Origin of the sequence: Sagittula sp. NFXS13 (genome assembly GCF_040148795.1) — a bacterium.
Taxonomy (GTDB): Bacteria; Pseudomonadota; Alphaproteobacteria; order Rhodobacterales; family Rhodobacteraceae; genus Sagittula; species Sagittula marina.
On sequence record NZ_JAGEMH010000008.1, the window covers coordinates 94,683 to 110,847 of the forward strand.

Annotated in this window: 13 protein-coding genes; 10 read left to right on the forward strand and 3 right to left on the reverse strand. The window is 64.1% G+C overall.

Annotated features, from left to right (window positions below; all coding sequences use genetic code 11):
- Positions 1 to 74 precede the first annotated feature (74 nt).
- From J4E08_RS15915 to J4E08_RS15930, 4 genes are all read left to right on the forward strand, one after another.
- Positions 75 to 1,160, forward strand: coding sequence for an ABC transporter permease (locus J4E08_RS15915; protein WP_349539347.1), 1,086 nt, complete (start codon positions 75 to 77; stop codon positions 1,158 to 1,160).
- 79 nt (positions 1,161 to 1,239) lie between these two features.
- The gene (locus J4E08_RS15920) at positions 1,240 to 2,163 is read left to right on the forward strand and encodes an ABC transporter permease (RefSeq protein WP_349539348.1); all 924 of its coding nucleotides are present in this window, start codon (positions 1,240 to 1,242) and stop codon (positions 2,161 to 2,163) included.
- A 99-nt stretch (positions 2,164 to 2,262) separates the two neighbouring features.
- Entirely contained in the window at positions 2,263 to 3,345 is a 1,083-nt protein-coding gene (locus tag J4E08_RS15925) for a BMP family ABC transporter substrate-binding protein (RefSeq protein WP_349539349.1), read from the forward strand.
- A 404-nt stretch (positions 3,346 to 3,749) separates the two neighbouring features.
- Positions 3,750 to 6,194 (forward strand): ligase-associated DNA damage response DEXH box helicase, encoded by a 2,445-nt coding sequence (locus tag J4E08_RS15930; RefSeq protein ID WP_349539350.1) that lies wholly within the window; start codon positions 3,750 to 3,752, stop codon positions 6,192 to 6,194.
- Here J4E08_RS15930 and J4E08_RS15935 read toward each other — a convergent pair.
- The gene (locus J4E08_RS15935) at positions 6,183 to 6,599 is read right to left on the reverse strand and encodes a response regulator (protein WP_349539351.1); all 417 of its coding nucleotides are present in this window, start codon (positions 6,597 to 6,599) and stop codon (positions 6,183 to 6,185) included. The genes J4E08_RS15930 and J4E08_RS15935 overlap by 12 nt on opposite strands.
- Positions 6,596 to 8,047, reverse strand: coding sequence for a sensor histidine kinase (locus J4E08_RS15940; RefSeq protein ID WP_349539352.1), 1,452 nt, complete (start codon positions 8,045 to 8,047; stop codon positions 6,596 to 6,598). The genes J4E08_RS15935 and J4E08_RS15940 overlap by 4 nt, the downstream gene beginning before the upstream one ends.
- 267 nt (positions 8,048 to 8,314) lie before the next feature.
- Here J4E08_RS15940 and pdeM point away from each other — a divergent pair, with 267 nt between their 5' ends.
- Complete coding sequence (pdeM, locus tag J4E08_RS15945; protein WP_349539353.1) at positions 8,315 to 8,995, forward strand: ligase-associated DNA damage response endonuclease PdeM; 681 nt, start codon at positions 8,315 to 8,317, stop codon at positions 8,993 to 8,995.
- A 31-nt stretch (positions 8,996 to 9,026) separates the two neighbouring features.
- Here pdeM and J4E08_RS15950 read toward each other — a convergent pair whose 3' ends face one another.
- Positions 9,027 to 10,073: an aldo/keto reductase gene (locus J4E08_RS15950; RefSeq protein WP_349539354.1), complete on the reverse strand. Its 1,047-nt coding sequence runs from the start codon at positions 10,071 to 10,073 to the stop codon at positions 9,027 to 9,029.
- A gap of 319 nt (positions 10,074 to 10,392) precedes the next feature.
- On the opposite strand from J4E08_RS15950, the gene J4E08_RS15955 reads away from it, so the two are divergent.
- The 5 genes from J4E08_RS15955 to J4E08_RS15975 all read left to right on the forward strand — a co-directional run bounded on the left by J4E08_RS15955 (position 10,393) and on the right by J4E08_RS15975 (position 16,117).
- On the forward strand, positions 10,393 to 11,052 hold the full coding sequence (locus J4E08_RS15955; RefSeq protein ID WP_349539355.1) for an ImuA family protein: 660 nt from the start codon (positions 10,393 to 10,395) through the stop codon (positions 11,050 to 11,052).
- A 210-nt stretch (positions 11,053 to 11,262) separates the two neighbouring features.
- A complete protein-coding gene (gene metG, locus J4E08_RS15960; RefSeq protein ID WP_349539356.1) occupies positions 11,263 to 12,975 on the forward strand; it encodes a methionine--tRNA ligase in 1,713 nt (570 codons plus the stop codon).
- 30 nt (positions 12,976 to 13,005) lie between these two features.
- Positions 13,006 to 13,605 (forward strand): hypothetical protein, encoded by a 600-nt coding sequence (locus J4E08_RS15965; RefSeq protein ID WP_349539357.1) that lies wholly within the window; start codon positions 13,006 to 13,008, stop codon positions 13,603 to 13,605.
- A 232-nt stretch (positions 13,606 to 13,837) separates the two neighbouring features.
- The gene (locus J4E08_RS15970) at positions 13,838 to 14,668 is read left to right on the forward strand and encodes a LysR family transcriptional regulator (protein ID WP_349539358.1); all 831 of its coding nucleotides are present in this window, start codon (positions 13,838 to 13,840) and stop codon (positions 14,666 to 14,668) included.
- A 54-nt stretch (positions 14,669 to 14,722) separates the two neighbouring features.
- Positions 14,723 to 16,117 (forward strand): MATE family efflux transporter, encoded by a 1,395-nt coding sequence (locus J4E08_RS15975; protein WP_349539359.1) that lies wholly within the window; start codon positions 14,723 to 14,725, stop codon positions 16,115 to 16,117.
- Positions 16,118 to 16,165: the final 48 nt, after the last annotated feature.

Consider the following 16,165-nt stretch of genomic DNA (forward strand, 5'->3'; position numbering starts at 1 on the left):
GAACCAGCGGCCCAAGGCCAAGCGTGTCTGCTTTCCAAATACTCACCTTTGCCCTCCTCCATCGGAGCCACCGCATGATCCGTCTTGAGAAACGACCGCAACCGTCGCGGCTGATATCCGCGCTAACGCCGGTTATTGCTGTTCTGCTCACCATGATCGTCGGCGGCATTCTGTTTGCAGCTCTCGGCGCAAACCCGTTCGAGGCCATCCGCACCCTGTTCTGGGACCCGCTGTTCCACCCGCAGTTCGCCGCCTATTCGCGACCACAACTTCTGGTCAAGGCGGGCCCGCTGATCCTGATCGCCATTGGCCTCAGTATAGGGTTTCGCGCCGGCATCTGGAACATCGGTGCCGAAGGTCAGTACATCATGGGCGCCATATGCGGCGCAGGGGCCGGACTGGCGTTTTACCCGTCAGAGAGCCCACTGATCTTTCCGCTAATGATCCTTGCAGGCGCACTCGGCGGCTGGGCCTGGGGCATGATCCCGGCCATTCTGAAAACGCGGCTGGGCACCAACGAAATCCTCGTATCCCTGATGTTGGTCTATGTTGCGGAAACGCTTCTGGGCTCGGTCTCGACCGGTCTCCTGCGCAACCCCGAGGGCATGGGCTTTCCCGGATCGCGCAACTTCAAACAGTGGGACGCCGCCCACAATGCCGAAATTGTATCCAACACGGGCGCGCATTGGGGCGTCATCGCCGCCTTCATCGCCGTGATCTTTGCCTATGTCCTGCTGAGCCGCCACATTCTTGGGTACCAGGTCCGCCTCACCGGCGAGGCACCGCGCGCCGCGCGCTTTTCCGGGGTGAAGCCCGCCCGCATGGTGCTTTTCTGCCTCGGTCTGTCCGGGGCGCTGGCCGGTACGGCCGGCATGTTCGAAGTCACAGGCCCCGCGGGTCAAATCAGCATCGACTTCAATTCCGGCTACGGCTTTACCGCGATCATCGTGGCCTTCCTTGGTCGCCTGAACCCGATTGGCATCCTTCTGGCCGGGCTGCTCATGGCGCTGACCTATATCGGAGGCGAGCTTGCGCAACTGATGCTCGGCCTGCCCGCCGCCGCGATCCAACTGTTCCAGGGCATGTTGCTGTTCTTTCTGCTCGCGATGGATGTCTTTACCAATTTCCGCATCCGCATCGGACAGGGGACAAAGGCATGAACCCATATCTCTCTGATCCTTCAACAGTCGCGCGCCTGCCCGACGGGACGGCTCTTCCCTACCATCAAAAGGCACCCTCATGGACCTGAGCTCGATCAACCCGATCCTCCTTGTGGCCTCCATCATGGTGTCTGCCACGCCCATCCTTCTTGCCGCGCTTGGCGAGCTGGTGGTGGAAAAATCCGGCGTGCTGAACCTCGGGGTCGAGGGCATGATGATCACCGGCGCCGTGGTGGGGTTTGCCATCGCGGTGAACACCGGCTCGCCGCTGGTGGGCTTCGTCGCCGCCGCCGTGGCAGGCGCGGCGCTGAGCCTCGCCTTCGGCCTGCTGACGCAATTCCTGCTGTCGAACCAAGTGGCCACCGGCCTTGGCCTGACTCTGGTCGGCCTTGGATTGTCCAGCCTGATCGGCAAACCCTATGAGGGCATCAAATCCCCGACCCTGCCAAAGCTCGACCTTGGGCCGCTTTCGGATCTGCCCATCGTTGGGCGCATGCTGTTCAGCCATGACATCATGGTCTACGTCTCGCTCGCGCTGGTCGTCGCAACATGGGCCTTTCTGAAGTTCACGCGCGCCGGGCTGATCCTGCGCGCCGTGGGTGAAAGCCACGACAGCGCCCATGCGCTCGGCTACAAGGTCGTGCGCATTCGCCTGCTGGCGATCCTCTTCGGGGGCGCCTGTGCGGGGCTTGGCGGGGCCTACCTGTCCCTCGTGCGCGTGCCGCAATGGACAGAAGGCATGACCGCCGGCGCGGGATGGATCGCGCTGGCACTGGTGGTCTTTGCCTCCTGGCGTGCCGGCCGCGTGCTGATCGGCGCGTATCTCTTTGGCGGCGTCACCGTGCTACAGCTCAACCTTCAAGCCGCCGGGGCCGACGTCCCTGTGGCGCTGCTGTCCGCCTCGCCATACCTTGTCACCATCCTCGTTCTGGTGGTGATCTCGGCAGTGGGCAAACACGGGGCACCTGCCTCGCTTGGGCGCCCATTCCACGCAGCCTCATGACCCGGGGCCTCGCCCGTTCCACGGCCAGGCGCCCCGTCGCCTTGCAAAGTCATCCGAACATCGCAATCATCAAAAAGACCACCCATGGGAGCTAACCAAATGCAAAGACGCACTCTTCTGACCACCGCCGCCCTCGCCCTGACATTGGGCACCACAGCCTTCGCCGAAAGCCACGGCGATCCCGTGACCGCAGGCTTCATCTACGTCGGCCCGGTGGGTGACGGCGGTTGGACCTATGAGCACGATCAGGCCCGCCAGAAAGTCGAAGCCGAATTTGGCGACAAGGTGAAGACCATCTATCAGGAAAGCGTTCCAGAAGGCGCAGATGCCGAACGCGCCATCACCCAGATGGCCCTGTCCGGCGCGGACATTATCTTTACCACATCCTTTGGCTACATGGACCCGACTGTCGCCGTGGCCGAGAAATTCCCGGACGTGAAGTTCGAGCACGCCACCGGTTACAAGACCGCTGACAACGTGTCCGTTTACTCCGCGCGCTTTTACGAAGGCCGCGCCATTCAGGGCCACATTGCCGGCTCCATGACCAAAACCAACAAGATCGGCTACATCGCGTCCTTCCCGATCCCCGAGGTCATCCGCGGCATCAACTCCGCCTATATCCACGCCAAGAAAGTGAACCCGGATGTCGAATTCTCGATCATCTGGGCCTACACGTGGTTTGACCCCGCCAAGGAAGCCGACGCTGCCAAGGCGCTGATCGAAAACGGTGCCGACGTGATCTTGCAGCACACCGACTCCACCGCGCCGCAGGCCGCCGCGCAGGAAGCCGGTGACGTCATCACCTTCGGCCAGGCCTCCGATATGTTCGACTACGCGCCAAGCCCGCGCGTCTCCTCGATCATCGACGACTGGGCGCCCTACTACATCGAGCGTGTGCAGGCGGTCATGGATGGCACGTGGGAAAGCTCCAGCACCTGGGCCGGCATCGGCGCTGGCATGGTGGGCATCGGCGAAATCACCGACGCCGTGCCTGCGGACATCAAGGAAGAGGCGCTGGCGCTCAAAGAGTCCATCGCATCGGGCGAGTATCATCCTTTCACCGGCCCCCTGAACAAGGCGGACGGCTCGGTCTGGCTGGCCGAGGGCGAGACCGCGTCTGACGCTGATCTGGCGGGCCTGAACTTCTACGTCGAAGGGCTCAACGCGGAAATCCCGCAGTAAGCGAGCTCGATCAAGACAAAGGGGCCCTCGCGTGAAAACGCGGGGGCCTTTGCGTTGCGCCCCCCCTGACAGGGCCCCGCCCACGCCAGATGAACCGTTTAACCCGCGCTGCGCATTCACGCTGCCAAATGCAATCCTCGCCGCGACCTGCAACAGTCGGTTGGCACGCTGGCAAGGGCTGCCGCCGCAGGTATAAGTCCCATCGGTCACCAGCACCACATTGCCGCGACCTCCTACGCCCTCCAAAACGGCGGCGGCCCAGCACACCGCGTCGCTCAAGTCCGCCTGACCCGCCGGCTTGAGGCGATCCCCTTCCGTCAGGATCGACCCGTCGGCTTTCCGCTGTGGGCGCATGACGCGAAACCAGCTGTCGCTTTTCCTGCGCACGCGCCTATCTATCCGCCATGACAGAATTACCCAAAGCCTTGCAGGAGTGGTTCGACGGGCGCGGCTGGTCCGTGCACCCGCACCAACGCGACATGCTCGACCGGTCCCGCGCGGCCCAATTGCTGCTGATCGCACCAACTGGCGGCGGCAAGACGCTGGCCGGTTTTCTCCCCACGCTGGCCGAATTGACAGAGGCTCCGCGCCAAGGACTTCACACGCTTTATATTTCGCCGCTCAAGGCGTTGGCGGCGGACATCCGGCGCAATCTGCTGATTCCCATCGAGGAGGCAGGCCTGCCGATCCGCGTCGAAGACCGCACCGGTGACACCCCCTCCTCGCGCAAACGCCGCCAGCGCGCCGACCCGCCGAACATCCTGCTGACCACACCGGAATCGCTCGCCCTGCTCACCAGTTACGAGGATGCGGCCCGCACCTTTCACGGTGTCGAGCGCGTCATCATCGACGAGATTCATGCCCTGTCCGAAAGCAAACGCGGCGATCAGCTGATGCTGGCACTTGCCCGGTTGCAAACGCTCGCGCCCGATCTGCGCCGCGTCGGCCTGTCCGCCACGGTCGAAGACCCCCAAGCCATCGCACGGCTCATGTCCCACGGCGAGACCCCGACCGAAATCCTGATGGCCGACCCCGGCCCTGATCCCGACATCTCCATGCTGCAAACGGATGTTGCCCCGCCGTGGTCAGGCGGCGGCGCGGCCTATGCCATCCCGGCGGTGCTGGAGCAGGTGAAACAGCACAGGACGACGCTGATCTTCCACAACACGCGCGCACAGGCCGAGATCTTCTTTCACAACCTCTGGCTGGCAAATGAGGACAGCCTTCCCATCGGCATCCACCACGGCTCGCTCGATCGTGGCCAGCGTGAAAAGGTCGAGGCTGCCATGGTCGCCGGGCAATTGCGCGCCATCGTCTGCACCGGCTCGCTCGATCTGGGGATCGATTGGGGTGACGTGGACCTGGTGATCCAGGTGGGTGCCCCGAAGAACGTCAAACGGCTGGTGCAGCGGATCGGGCGCGCCAACCACCGCTACAACGCGCCGTCCAAGGCGCTGCTGGTGCCCGCCAACCGCTTTGAAATCGTCGAATGCGTGGCCGCGCTGGAGGCGGTGAAGGCGCATGATCTGGATGGTGAGCCACGTGGCCCCGGCCCGCGTGACGTGCTGTGTCAGCATATCCTGATCGCGGCTGCCTCCGGTCCCTTCGACGCGGACGATCTGTATGCGGAGATGGCCGCCGCCGGCCCCTATCACGGGCTGACGCGCGATGCCTTTGACGCCTGCCTGAATTTCTGCGCGACCGGCGGCTACGCCCTGCGGGCCTATGACCAATGGCAGCGCCTGAAGCAGCGCGAGGACGGGATGTGGCAGCTGCGTGACCCGCGCTCCGCCGTCCGCATCCGGCAAAACGTCGGCACGATCCAGGACACCGACACGTTGAAGGTCCGTTGGCGCGGTCGTGGCGGTGCCCCCTTGGGCGAGATCGAAGAAGGCTTTGCCGCCTCGCTGACCAAGGGCGACACCTTCCTGATCGGCGGTCAGATCGTGCGCTACGAAGGATTGCGCGAACTCACCGTCGAAGTCAGCCGCGACGCGCATAAAAAGCCCAAGATCGCCACCTTCATGGGCACGAAATTCGCCACATCGACGCAACTGTCCGACCGTATCCTGCATCTGTTTCAGCAAGAGGACTGGCCGCAGCTGCCGCGCCACACCGCCGACTGGCTGCGCCTGCAACGCGACCGCTCCCGACTACCCCAACCGGGGCGGCTGTTGGTGGAAAGCTTCCCCCATGACGGGCGCGAGCAATTTGTGGCCTATGGCTTTGCCGGGCGCAACGCGATGCAGACGCTCGGCCTGCTCCTGACCAAACGGATGGAGGAGATGGGCCTTGCCCCCATGGGCTTTGTGGCCACCGATTACGCCGTCCTGATCTGGGGGCTGGACGCCGTTGTCGACCCCCGCCCCCTGTTTGACGCCGAAGCGCTGGAGGATGGGCTGGACGGGTGGCTGGCGGGGAATGCCGTGATGAAACGCACCTTTCGCGCCTCTGCCACCATCTCCGGGCTGATCGAGCGCCAGCTGGGCGGCCAGCGCAAGACTGGGCGGCAGGCGACCATGTCGTCGGACATCCTGTACGACACGCTGCTGCGCTATGACCCTGACCACCTGCTGATGCAGATCACCCGCGAAGAGGCCATGCGCGGGCTGGTCGACTTTTCCCGCATCCGAGACATGTGTGAACGCGTCGGCGACCGCATCGACCATGTCCGGCTGGACCGCGTGACCCCGCTGGCGGCACCGCTGTTCCTCGAACCCGGTCGCGTGCCGGTCAAAGGCACCGCCGAGGAACGCTTGCTCGAAGAAGAAGTCACGCGCCTGCTGAACGAAAGCGGCCTGGCCGCCGTGGATCTCACCGCGCGGCCCACGCCTGCTTCAACCGGGTAAAGGGCAGCCATCCATCAACCGCAGCATCTGGTCCACATCGCCACTGCGGATCGGTTTCTCAAAGTAGCCCTGAACCAATGGCATATCAGCCGCCCGCGCCTTGTCATTGGCTGCACTCGAAGACGAAACCATGACCACCACAACGTTGTCGGGCCACCCCAGCTTGATCATGCGCGCCCGCAACGCGTCAACCGTCTCGAACCCGTCCATGTAAGGCATGGAAATATCCATCAGGACCAGCGGCCCCTTTTCACCCACCGGGTAGACGTCCTTGAACAGCTTCTCCAGAAAGGCTCGCCCATCTTCAGCCTCGTGCACAGCGGAAAATCGACCGCACTTGGACAGGCGACGCCGCGCTGTGTAGCGATCCACCTCGCGGTCATCGACAATATACGCCTGCATCATGTTGCTTGCTCTCTTACGACGGGGAGGCGGACCTTGAACGTCGCGCCTTCGCCCAACACGCTGGTCACAGTGATCTCACCGCCCAGTCGCTCTACATTGCGTTGCACCAGGTTCAGCCCGATGCCGGATCCTCCCTGATCGCCCAGTCGTTTAAACAATCCGAAGACCTCGGGAAGGAAATCCTCCGGAATACCAAGGCCATTGTCGGTCACGAGGAAATCTACAAATGTGTTGTCCTGCCATGCACTTACCTCAACCTGCAAGGCAGGCTTGCTGGGATCGCGATAGCGTAGGGCGTTGGACAAAAGGTTGCGCAGGATGCTGCGGAATGTGGCGACCTCGGTGTCGAAAGGGACCGTATGCGCCAGCGTCAGCGTCAATTCCTCCGGCCTGCCGCCCAGATCCTCCCAAAGCTGCGTCACCAGCGCCGCGACCTCCACCTGAGCGCTCTGGATGCCCCGCTCTGCGGTCAGGGCCACGCGCAACAGTTCTTCGATATCGCCTATGCTGCGTTCTGCAATGGCCTGCGCGCGGGTCAGCGTGCTGTCCAGATCATCGAAACTGCCATCCACCAGATCCTCGCGGCACAGGCTGAGCAGTCCGGCGATCGACGACAGCGGCGCCTTCAGGTCGTGACTGACGCAGCGATTGAACTGCTCCAGATCGGCATTCAGCCGCTCCAGCTCCCGCGCCCGTTCTGCCATCAACTTTTCGGTGGCAATGCGTTCGGACAGATCGACCAGCGTGACCACAACGCTGCGCGCGCCATCGACCTCGATCTGGTTCAGGCTCCCCTCCACCGGCACCTCGTAGCCATCGCGATGCCAACCGCAAACAGTCCGCCCGGGCGCCATGGCGCGCTGATCGGCAAGGCTGGCGAAACTTCGGCGGTACACCTGATGCGCAGAATGCAGATGTGGCGGCACCAGCATCTCGACCGTTTCCCCCAGCAGTTCCTGCGGTGTGTACCCCAACAATTCCGTGACCGCGCGGTTGACGAACTCGATGCGCCCCTCGCCGTTCACAACCAACATCGCGCAGGACGCCGCGTCCAGAATAGCGCCAATGCGCGCCTTGCCCGCCATGCGCGCCCGCAAATCCAGCGCCGTGACGATCACCATGGCCTCATCTTCGAGGCAAACCGGCTCCAACCCCAATTCAATGGGCAAGACGGTCTTTGTGGCAGTCAGCCCGTTTATGACACGGTCCACACCCATGCGGCGTTTGGCAGGCAACACGGCAAATGCATCGCGCAGCACAACATGCTCTTCACGCATCCCCTCGGGAATCAGCGTCTCTATGAGCCGACCGATCAATGCGCCATCATCGTAGCCGAACAGCTTGTCCAATTCGCGATTTGTCAGGCAGATTTTCCCATTTGAGTTGACCAGAAGCATCGCAACTGGACTAAGCTCAAAGGCAAGCTCCACCGTGTCAAAAGTTGTCACCGGCCCACCTTGTAGCCGAGCATGTTCTCCCCTTTCGTTGATCATGTCAGGCCACGCCATTTTTTCAGGCGCTTGAGTGAATTGATGCATTTGAGACTGGACTGAAAACATGAAGATTCCCTTGTCGCCTGCGCGACACATCGAATGTCCGGCCGTATCTACGGCAACTTGAACAGCCCATCGAACGGTTAGTCGCTCGCATTTGCCTCACATTTTCCAGAGGCCTCCGGGCTTGCTCTTTCCCAGCGAGGCTGTCAAAAACAAAGCATGAACACCCACGAATTCACCTTCTCCGGGGAAGCCTTGACGGCCCTGCCCTCCGGCGGCCTGTACTGGGCTGACGCGGATTTGTTGATTGTCTCCGACCTGCATCTGGGGAAGTCCGCACGGCTGTCCGCGGTGGGCGGCGCGCAACTCCCCCCCTATGAGACCCGCGCCACCCTCGACCGGTTGAACGCCGATCTGGTGTGGACCGGTGCGACAGAGGTGCTGTGTCTTGGTGACAGTTTCGATGCTCCGGGCCTGGACCAGTGCCTGCCCGAGGACGACCTGCTCTGGCTCACACGCCTGCAAGCCGGCCGGCGCTGGACATGGATCGAAGGCAACCACGATCCCGGCCCCGTGGCTCTGGGCGGCGCGCATCTTGCAGATCTGACGCGCGGCCCGTTGACCTTCCGCCACATTGCGGCAGCCGCACCGCGGGGTGAAGTCTCCGGCCACTACCATCCCAAAGCGCGCGTGCGCCTGCGCGGAACCGCTCTGTCTCGGCCCTGCTTCCTGATGGATGCACAGCGACTGATCCTGCCTGCATACGGCACCTACACCGGCGGGCTTTTCAGCCACGATGCCGCGCTTTGCGCGTTGATGGGGCCTGAGGCGCAGGCCATCCTGACCGGGCCACGCCCAATCGCCATGCCGATGCCCCGCGCCGGTCGCGCCTCGGCCTGAGGGCGGGGCCGAAGACCCGCCCTCAGCCGCATCAATACGGCATGGGATACGCCTTGTGCGCCTCGTCCAACGCCGTCAGCACCTCCTCCGACAATGCCAAATCGGCAGCGGGCAGCAAGTGTTCCAGCTGCGCGACTGTCGTTGCGCCAAAGATCGAGGACGCCACGAAAGGCCGCTGTGCCGACCATGCCAATGCCATTTGCACCGGATCGAGCCCGAAATCTGCGGCCACCTTCAGATAAGCCTCCGCCGCTTCGAAGGCGCGCGGCGTCTTGCGACCGCCCATGGTGTCGTTCAGTGACATCCGCGACCCTTCCGGCACTGCGCCACCCTGATACTTGCCGGTCAGGAAGCCCGCGGCCAGCGGCGAAAACGGCAGCAGCGCCACGTCTTCATAAACCATCAGCTCCGCCAGATCGGTGTCCGCGAGGCGGCACATCAGCGAATATTCGTTCTGGATCGAGGCCACCCGCGGCCCGTTCACGCGCTTTGCCGCATCGAGCCACATCTGTGTGCCCCAGGCGCTTTCGTTCGACAGGCCAAACGCACGGATCGTGCCACGCTCCACCTCGGCCTGCAGCGCGCCAAGGCAATCTTCCATATCCTCGATGACCTGCTGTTTGGTCCAGCCGGATTGGGATGGATCGTAGGACCAGTTCTTGCGGAACATATAACTGCCACGGTTTGGCCAATGAAACTGATACAAGTCGATGTAGTCGGTTTTCAGTCGCTTCAGGCTTTCCTCTACCGTCTGGCGAATGGTCTTCGACGAGATCGGCGCACCGTCACGCGCATGGCTGCCTTCGCCGGAATGCTTCGTGGCCAGGATCCAATCCTTGCGCCGCCCGGTCTTTTCGAACCAATCGCCAATGACCTTTTCGGTGTTGCCCATGGTCTCTGCCGCCACGGGGTTCACCGGGTACATCTCGGCGGTGTCCATGAAGTTGATCCCAGCGTCGAAGCTGCGTTCTATCTGGGCAAAGGCGTCCTCCGCCGGGGTTTGGTTGCTCCAGGTCATCGTGCCAAGGCACAGTTCCGAGACCATCAGACCTGTGCGGCCCAGCGGATTCATTTTCATATCGAATGTCCTGCGGTTTGCATGCGTTTGGCACACAATGACCCGAGGGCTCGGCAAGTTCAAGGAAGCGACTGCCCGCCAAAGGCATCAGCCCCACGGTCGCCGTCATGTCAGCATCCATCTTAACCCTGTCAAAAGCAGACAGACCAAGTTGCACGACATGCCACAGGACGTGCAGCATTGCTTGCGTCCACACCCCTCCGGCCAACACGTCAAACAGGACGCCCATCGTCACCTCCCCGCAACCACCACAGCTTTCGTGCCTCCGACCCCTACAGCGCAATTGAGAACACTTCGTGAACATGCTAGGCTGAATCGCATGAAAACCAGCGCCCTCCTCACCCGTGGATCTCATCGCTCCCCGCCCAGTCTGTCCTTGGTGGAGGGGATCGACTTTGTCCTTTCCCGCGTGCATGAAATCTGCGGCGCGGCGCGGCGTACACTGGCGTTGCAAGTCGCCGCACGGGCCTTGCAAGGGCGCGACGGGCCGTTGATCTGGATCACCGCCGACCGTGACCGGACGATGCTCTGCGCCCCTGCCGTTGCGGCCTTCCTGCCACCGGGCCGGGTGCTGTTCGTAACGCCAGAGCAGCGGCGCGACGGGTTGTGGGCCATGGAAGAGGCCTTGAAAGATGGCGGCGCGCCGGTTGTCGTCACAGAAGTGGCGGAGCCTCCGGGCATGACACCGGTCCGCCGTCTGCATCTGGCTGCCGAAACAGGGGCGACCAGCGGCCCACACATCCCGTTGGGATTGCTTTTGACGCCGGGCGACGGCGGCGCACCGGGGATCGAAACCCGCTGGCGCTGCGATCCGGCCCACATGGAGACACGCCCCGGATGGCGCCTGGAACGGTTGCGCGCCCGCATGTTGCCGCCCAGCACATGGCACTGGACCGGCACAAAGGCAACCGCGTGGACGCCGACCCCCCAGCAGGCGCCGCCGGGGCAACCCGCGCCCGTACGGCTCGGCAAGGCCTAGAACAAGGCACGCCGCATGCCCTCCCCGCGGTCGGGCAAGGCACGCAGTGTCACAGCCTGCGACCACCTCGTAGATGGGGTATCCACCGCGCCAAAAGGTCAAGTGCCCGCGCAGCTCGGGATTAATCCCGAGCTACCCACTGGCAACGCCGCGCCGCCTCGGCTATTCCCTGCACCAAACCTGCGCCCGAATTTCTGCCGAGGACATCCCATGGCCCGCCACCTGATCACATCCGCGATTCCCTACATCAACGGCATCAAGCACTTGGGCAACCTCGTCGGCTCCCAACTGCCCGCCGACCTGTACGCCCGCTATCTGCGCGCCCGCGGGCACGAAGTTCTGTACCTCTGCGCCACCGACGAACACGGCACGCCCGCCGAACTCGCCGCCACCAAGGCAGGCAAACCCGTCGCCGACTACTGCGCCGAGATGCACGAGGTGCAGTCCAAGATCGCCGAAGGCTTCCGCCTGTCATTCGACCACTTCGGCCGGTCCTCGTCAGAGGCCAACAAGACCCTGACCCAGCACTTCGCAAAGGTGCTCGACGAACAGGGCCTGATCCACGAAGTCTCTGAAACACAGATGTATTCCAAGACCGACGGGCGCTACCTGCCCGACCGCTACATCGAGGGCACCTGCCCCAACTGCGGCTTTGACAGCGCGCGCGGCGATCAGTGTGACAACTGCACCAAGCAGCTTGACCCGGTGGATCTGATCAACCCGCACTCCACCATCTCCGGCTCCACCGATCTGGAAATGCGCGAGACAAAGCACCTCTACCTCGCCCAAAGCCAGATGAAGGACCAGATCGAAGAGTGGATCGACACCCGCGTCGACTGGCCCGTTCTGACCACCTCAATTGCCAAGAAATGGCTCAATGACGGCGACGGCCTGCAGGACCGGGGCATCACCCGCGACCTCGACTGGGGCGTGCCGGTGCAAAAGGGCGACGCACCCTGGCCCGGCATGGAAGGCAAGGTGTTCTACGTCTGGTTCGACGCCCCCATCGAGTACATCGCCTGTGGTCAGGAATGGGTCGACGCCGGAAAAGGCACCGACTGGGAACGCTGGTGGCGCACGGACAAAGGCGCCGACGACGTCCGCTACACCCAGTTCATGGGCAAGGACAACGTCCCCTTCCACACCCTGTCCTTCCCGGTCACGATCCTTGGCTCGGGCGAACCGTGGAAGCTGGTGGATTACATCAAATCCTTCAACTACCTGAACTATGACGGCGGTCAGTTCTCCACCTCGCGCGGGCGCGGCGTCTTCATGGATCAGGCGCTGGAGATCCTTCCCGCCGACTACTGGCGCTGGTGGCTGCTGTCCCATGTGCCCGAAACCTCGGACGCGGAATTCACATGGGAAAGCTTCCAGTCTGGCGTGAACAAGGATCTGGCCGACGTGCTGGGCAACTTTGCCTCCCGCGTGACGAAATTCTGCCGTTCCAAGTTCTCCGAAGCGGTGCCCGAGGGCGGCACCCCCGGCGCGGCCGAAGCCACGCTGATCGCAGACATGACCGCCAAGATCCGCGAATACGAACACCACATGGAGGCGATCGAGATCCGCAAGGCCGCCGCTGCGTTGCGCGGTGCCTGGGTGCTGGGCAACGAATACCTGCAGGAGGTCGCGCCCTGGACCACCTTCAAGACCGACCCGGAACAGGCCGCGATGCAGATCCGCCTCGCCCTGAACCTGATCCGTCTCTACTCGGTGATTTCCGCGCCCTTTATCCCCGACGCCTGCGCCGATCTGCTCAAGGCGATGCAGACCGATGACGACAGCTGGCCCACGGATGTGCCCGCCGCGCTGGAACTGTTGCCCGCCGGACACGCTTTCACGGTGCCGGACGTGACCTTCCGTAAGATAACGGATGACGAACGCGCGGATTGGCAGCAACGTTTCGCCGGGACGCGAGGCTGACTCGCGCCCCATAGCCTGGGAGAGTTCGGCGTGTTGGTGAAAAGCATCGAGGATGCGCTGCGACTGGTCCTGACCTGGGCGGGACGGGCTGATCTTCCAGTGCCGCCCCGACTTGATCCTCCCGGCCTGCCTGCGGGCCTCGCGTCGGTGGTTTCAGTCTCCGACGCGCTTGGCGTCGGGGCCTTTACGCCCAACGCCTCCCCCCTTCTTACCACCCAGGACCGCATCCTGCGCCCGGATGTCATGCGCACGGACAAAGGCGGCTACACCACCTTCATCGTGGAAAATCAGGGCGCGTTCAGCCTTGGCTTTCGACGGGACGATCCAGGCAGACTTTTTCTTTCCGGCGACTGGTACACCGTTCCCGATTGTCCCGTCCCGACGGGGTGGCGCAGCCTGCCCATGTTGCCCGAAGAGGCGCTGATCCTTACGGTTCTCACCAATGGCTTCATGGGGCTGACAGGGCGCCTGAAAACCCGTGACGAGCCGGATTTCGACAGCGTGCCCGCCGACTGCGGCATTCAGGTCTGGCGTCACGATGCCATGGGCGCGCTCTGGCCGGGCTTCTGGACGGACGCGGACCGCTCGCGGCTGTATTACGGCGGCATGGGCATGACCCTTTTGCTCTGACCCGTCAAGCGACACAACCGCTTCGCCCCTGCCAAAACCTGCAATCGCCGCCGCCGCCGCGCCCATTTGCGACGGCTTGCGACCCGCCGCGCGAAGTGCGCAGCCTCCGGTCCGGCGGGTTGATCGGAAACGGTTTTGAGGATGGGGAACGGATGCATTGTTTTCACCTATGAAAGCCAAAGGGCCATATTCCACAGGCTGACACCCGACATCTGTTGAAAATAGCCGCGCTTTGCGCAACGCTACTTTCATGAATGAAACCCCGAGCCTTGACGATCTGGCGCTGTTCCAACGCGTGGCAGAGCACGGCAACCTCACCGCCGCCGCGCGGGAGGCCGGTGTTCCGCTGCCCACCGCCTCGCGGCGCATGACCCGGCTCGAGGCACAGACAGGCCGCAGCCTGTTCCTGCGCGGCAAGGCGGGGTACGCCCTCTCCGCCGAGGGCCGCGCCCTCGCCACCGAAACCGCCGGGCTGACCACTTTGCAACGTAGGCTCTGCCGCCATCTCGACAGCACACCGGGACCGCGCCGGGTGCGTATAACCGCCGGGGTCTGGACGGCGCGCTGTCTCGCGCAACGCCTCCCCCCGCAGCCAACCCCGACCTGGCTGCCCGAGTTCATCCCCTCCAACACCCGCCTTGACCTCGCCCGCCGCGAGGCCGACATCGGCATCCGCAACCGCCCGCCGGATCACCCCTGGCTCGCTCGACAGCGCACCCGCCGCGTGAGCTACGCGGTCTACGGCCTGCCCGACGCGCCAAGCGGCTTCGTGACGCTCCCCGGCGAGCCCTTGCCGCCCTCACAGGCATGGGTGCATGCACACCACGGTGACGCCATCGCGACCACCGCCACCGACCCGCGCCTCTGCCTCGATCTGACCCTCGCGGGGCTTGGCCGCATGGTGCTGCCGGACTTCACCGCCGCGACAGAGCCGCGCCTCATCCGCCTGTCTCCGGTCATCGACGCGCTGACCCATGACGAGTGGCTCGTGTCCCACCACGAGGCACGCCACGACCCGCCGATTCGCCTCGCGCTCGACGCTTTGATGCAGGTGCTGACCTAGACTGCGTGCAGGGGCGCACAGCTCCCCTTCGGAAACAGCCTTGCCTTCGCGTCCATGCGCTACATTTCCGGCCTCATGGCAGATCGCAACCTGAACAAGGGCCCCGTGGCCCGCGCGCTCTGGCGCGTCTCCGCGCCGATGAGCATCGGCATCCTTGGCACCCTTTCCGTGGGGCTTGCCGACGCGGCGTTTCTCGCCCGCGCGGGGCAGGCCGACCTGACCGCCGTGGGCTTCATCTACCCCGTGACGGTGGCGTTGACCTCGCTCAGCATCGGCCTTAGCGCGGGCACCTCCGCAGTGGTCAGTCAAGCGCTTGGCCGTGACGGCGACGACGATGCCACCGCCGCGCGCCTCGGCCTGCACGCGCTGATCTTTGCCACCGCTCTCGGGCTGCTGGTGGCCTTGGCCTTCTGGCTCACCGCGCCGTTGATCTACGGCCTCATGGGCGCCACCGGAGAGGTCGAGGACAAGGTTCTGGCCTACATCCCGTGGTGGTGCGCCAGCTTCCCCTTCCTTGTGGCAGGCATGGGGCTGAATGCCGTGTTCCGCGCGGGCGGTGAAAGCCATATCTCCGCCACCGTCATGGTGCTGCAAGCCATCATCAACATCGCCGTTACCCCGGTGTTCATCTTCGGCTGGTGGCTGGTGCCTGCCCTCGACACCGAAGGCGCGGCCATCGGCACCTTCATCGCCCGCGCGCTGGGGTTCGTTGGGCTGATGCTGTTTTCCCTGCGCAGCGGACGTTTGTCCCTGACGCCAGGCTGCCTGACGGGCCTGCGCGCCAGCCTGACCAAGATCGCGCGCATCGGCGGCCCCGCCGCCGCCTCCAACGCCATCAACCCGCTGGGCCTCTCGCTTGTAACCTCCGCTGCCGCAACGCTGGGCGATGCGCAGGTCGCGGGCTTTGGCGCAGCCACACGCGTGCAATCGCTGCTGATGGTGCCGATGCTGGCGCTGTCCGCCGGAATTGGCCCCGTGGTGGGTCAGGCCTGGGGCGCAGACCGCATCGACCGCGCCCAAGGCGCGGTCAGGCTGACCTTCCTCACCTGCCTGACCTACGGCGCGGTCCTTGCCGCTGCCCTCTTCTTCGGCGCGCCGTGGCTTGCCAAGGTGATGACCGACGGCAGCGCCGCGGCGGACCACGCCACCACCTACCTGCGATGGGGCGGGCTGAGCTTCTTTGGCTACGGCATTCTCGTCACGGCCAACGCGGCGATGAATGCACGCGACAAGGCGCTCTGGTCCATGGGGCTCTCCGCGTCCCGCATCGCCGTGGTCTACGTTCCGCTGGCATGGCTCGGCGCAACCATCGCGGGCTTCCCCGGCATTGTCGCCGCCTTCGTGGCCGCGAACCTCTGGGCCGTGGCGGGCGCGCTCTTCCTCACGCGACGGGCCGACATTCTGCGCTTCGATCCGCCCGAAACAACCAAGGCCGCCGCCGCCGATTGACAGCCCAGCGCGCCCTTGCTACCTCCCGCGCCTCCATCACCCGAGAGG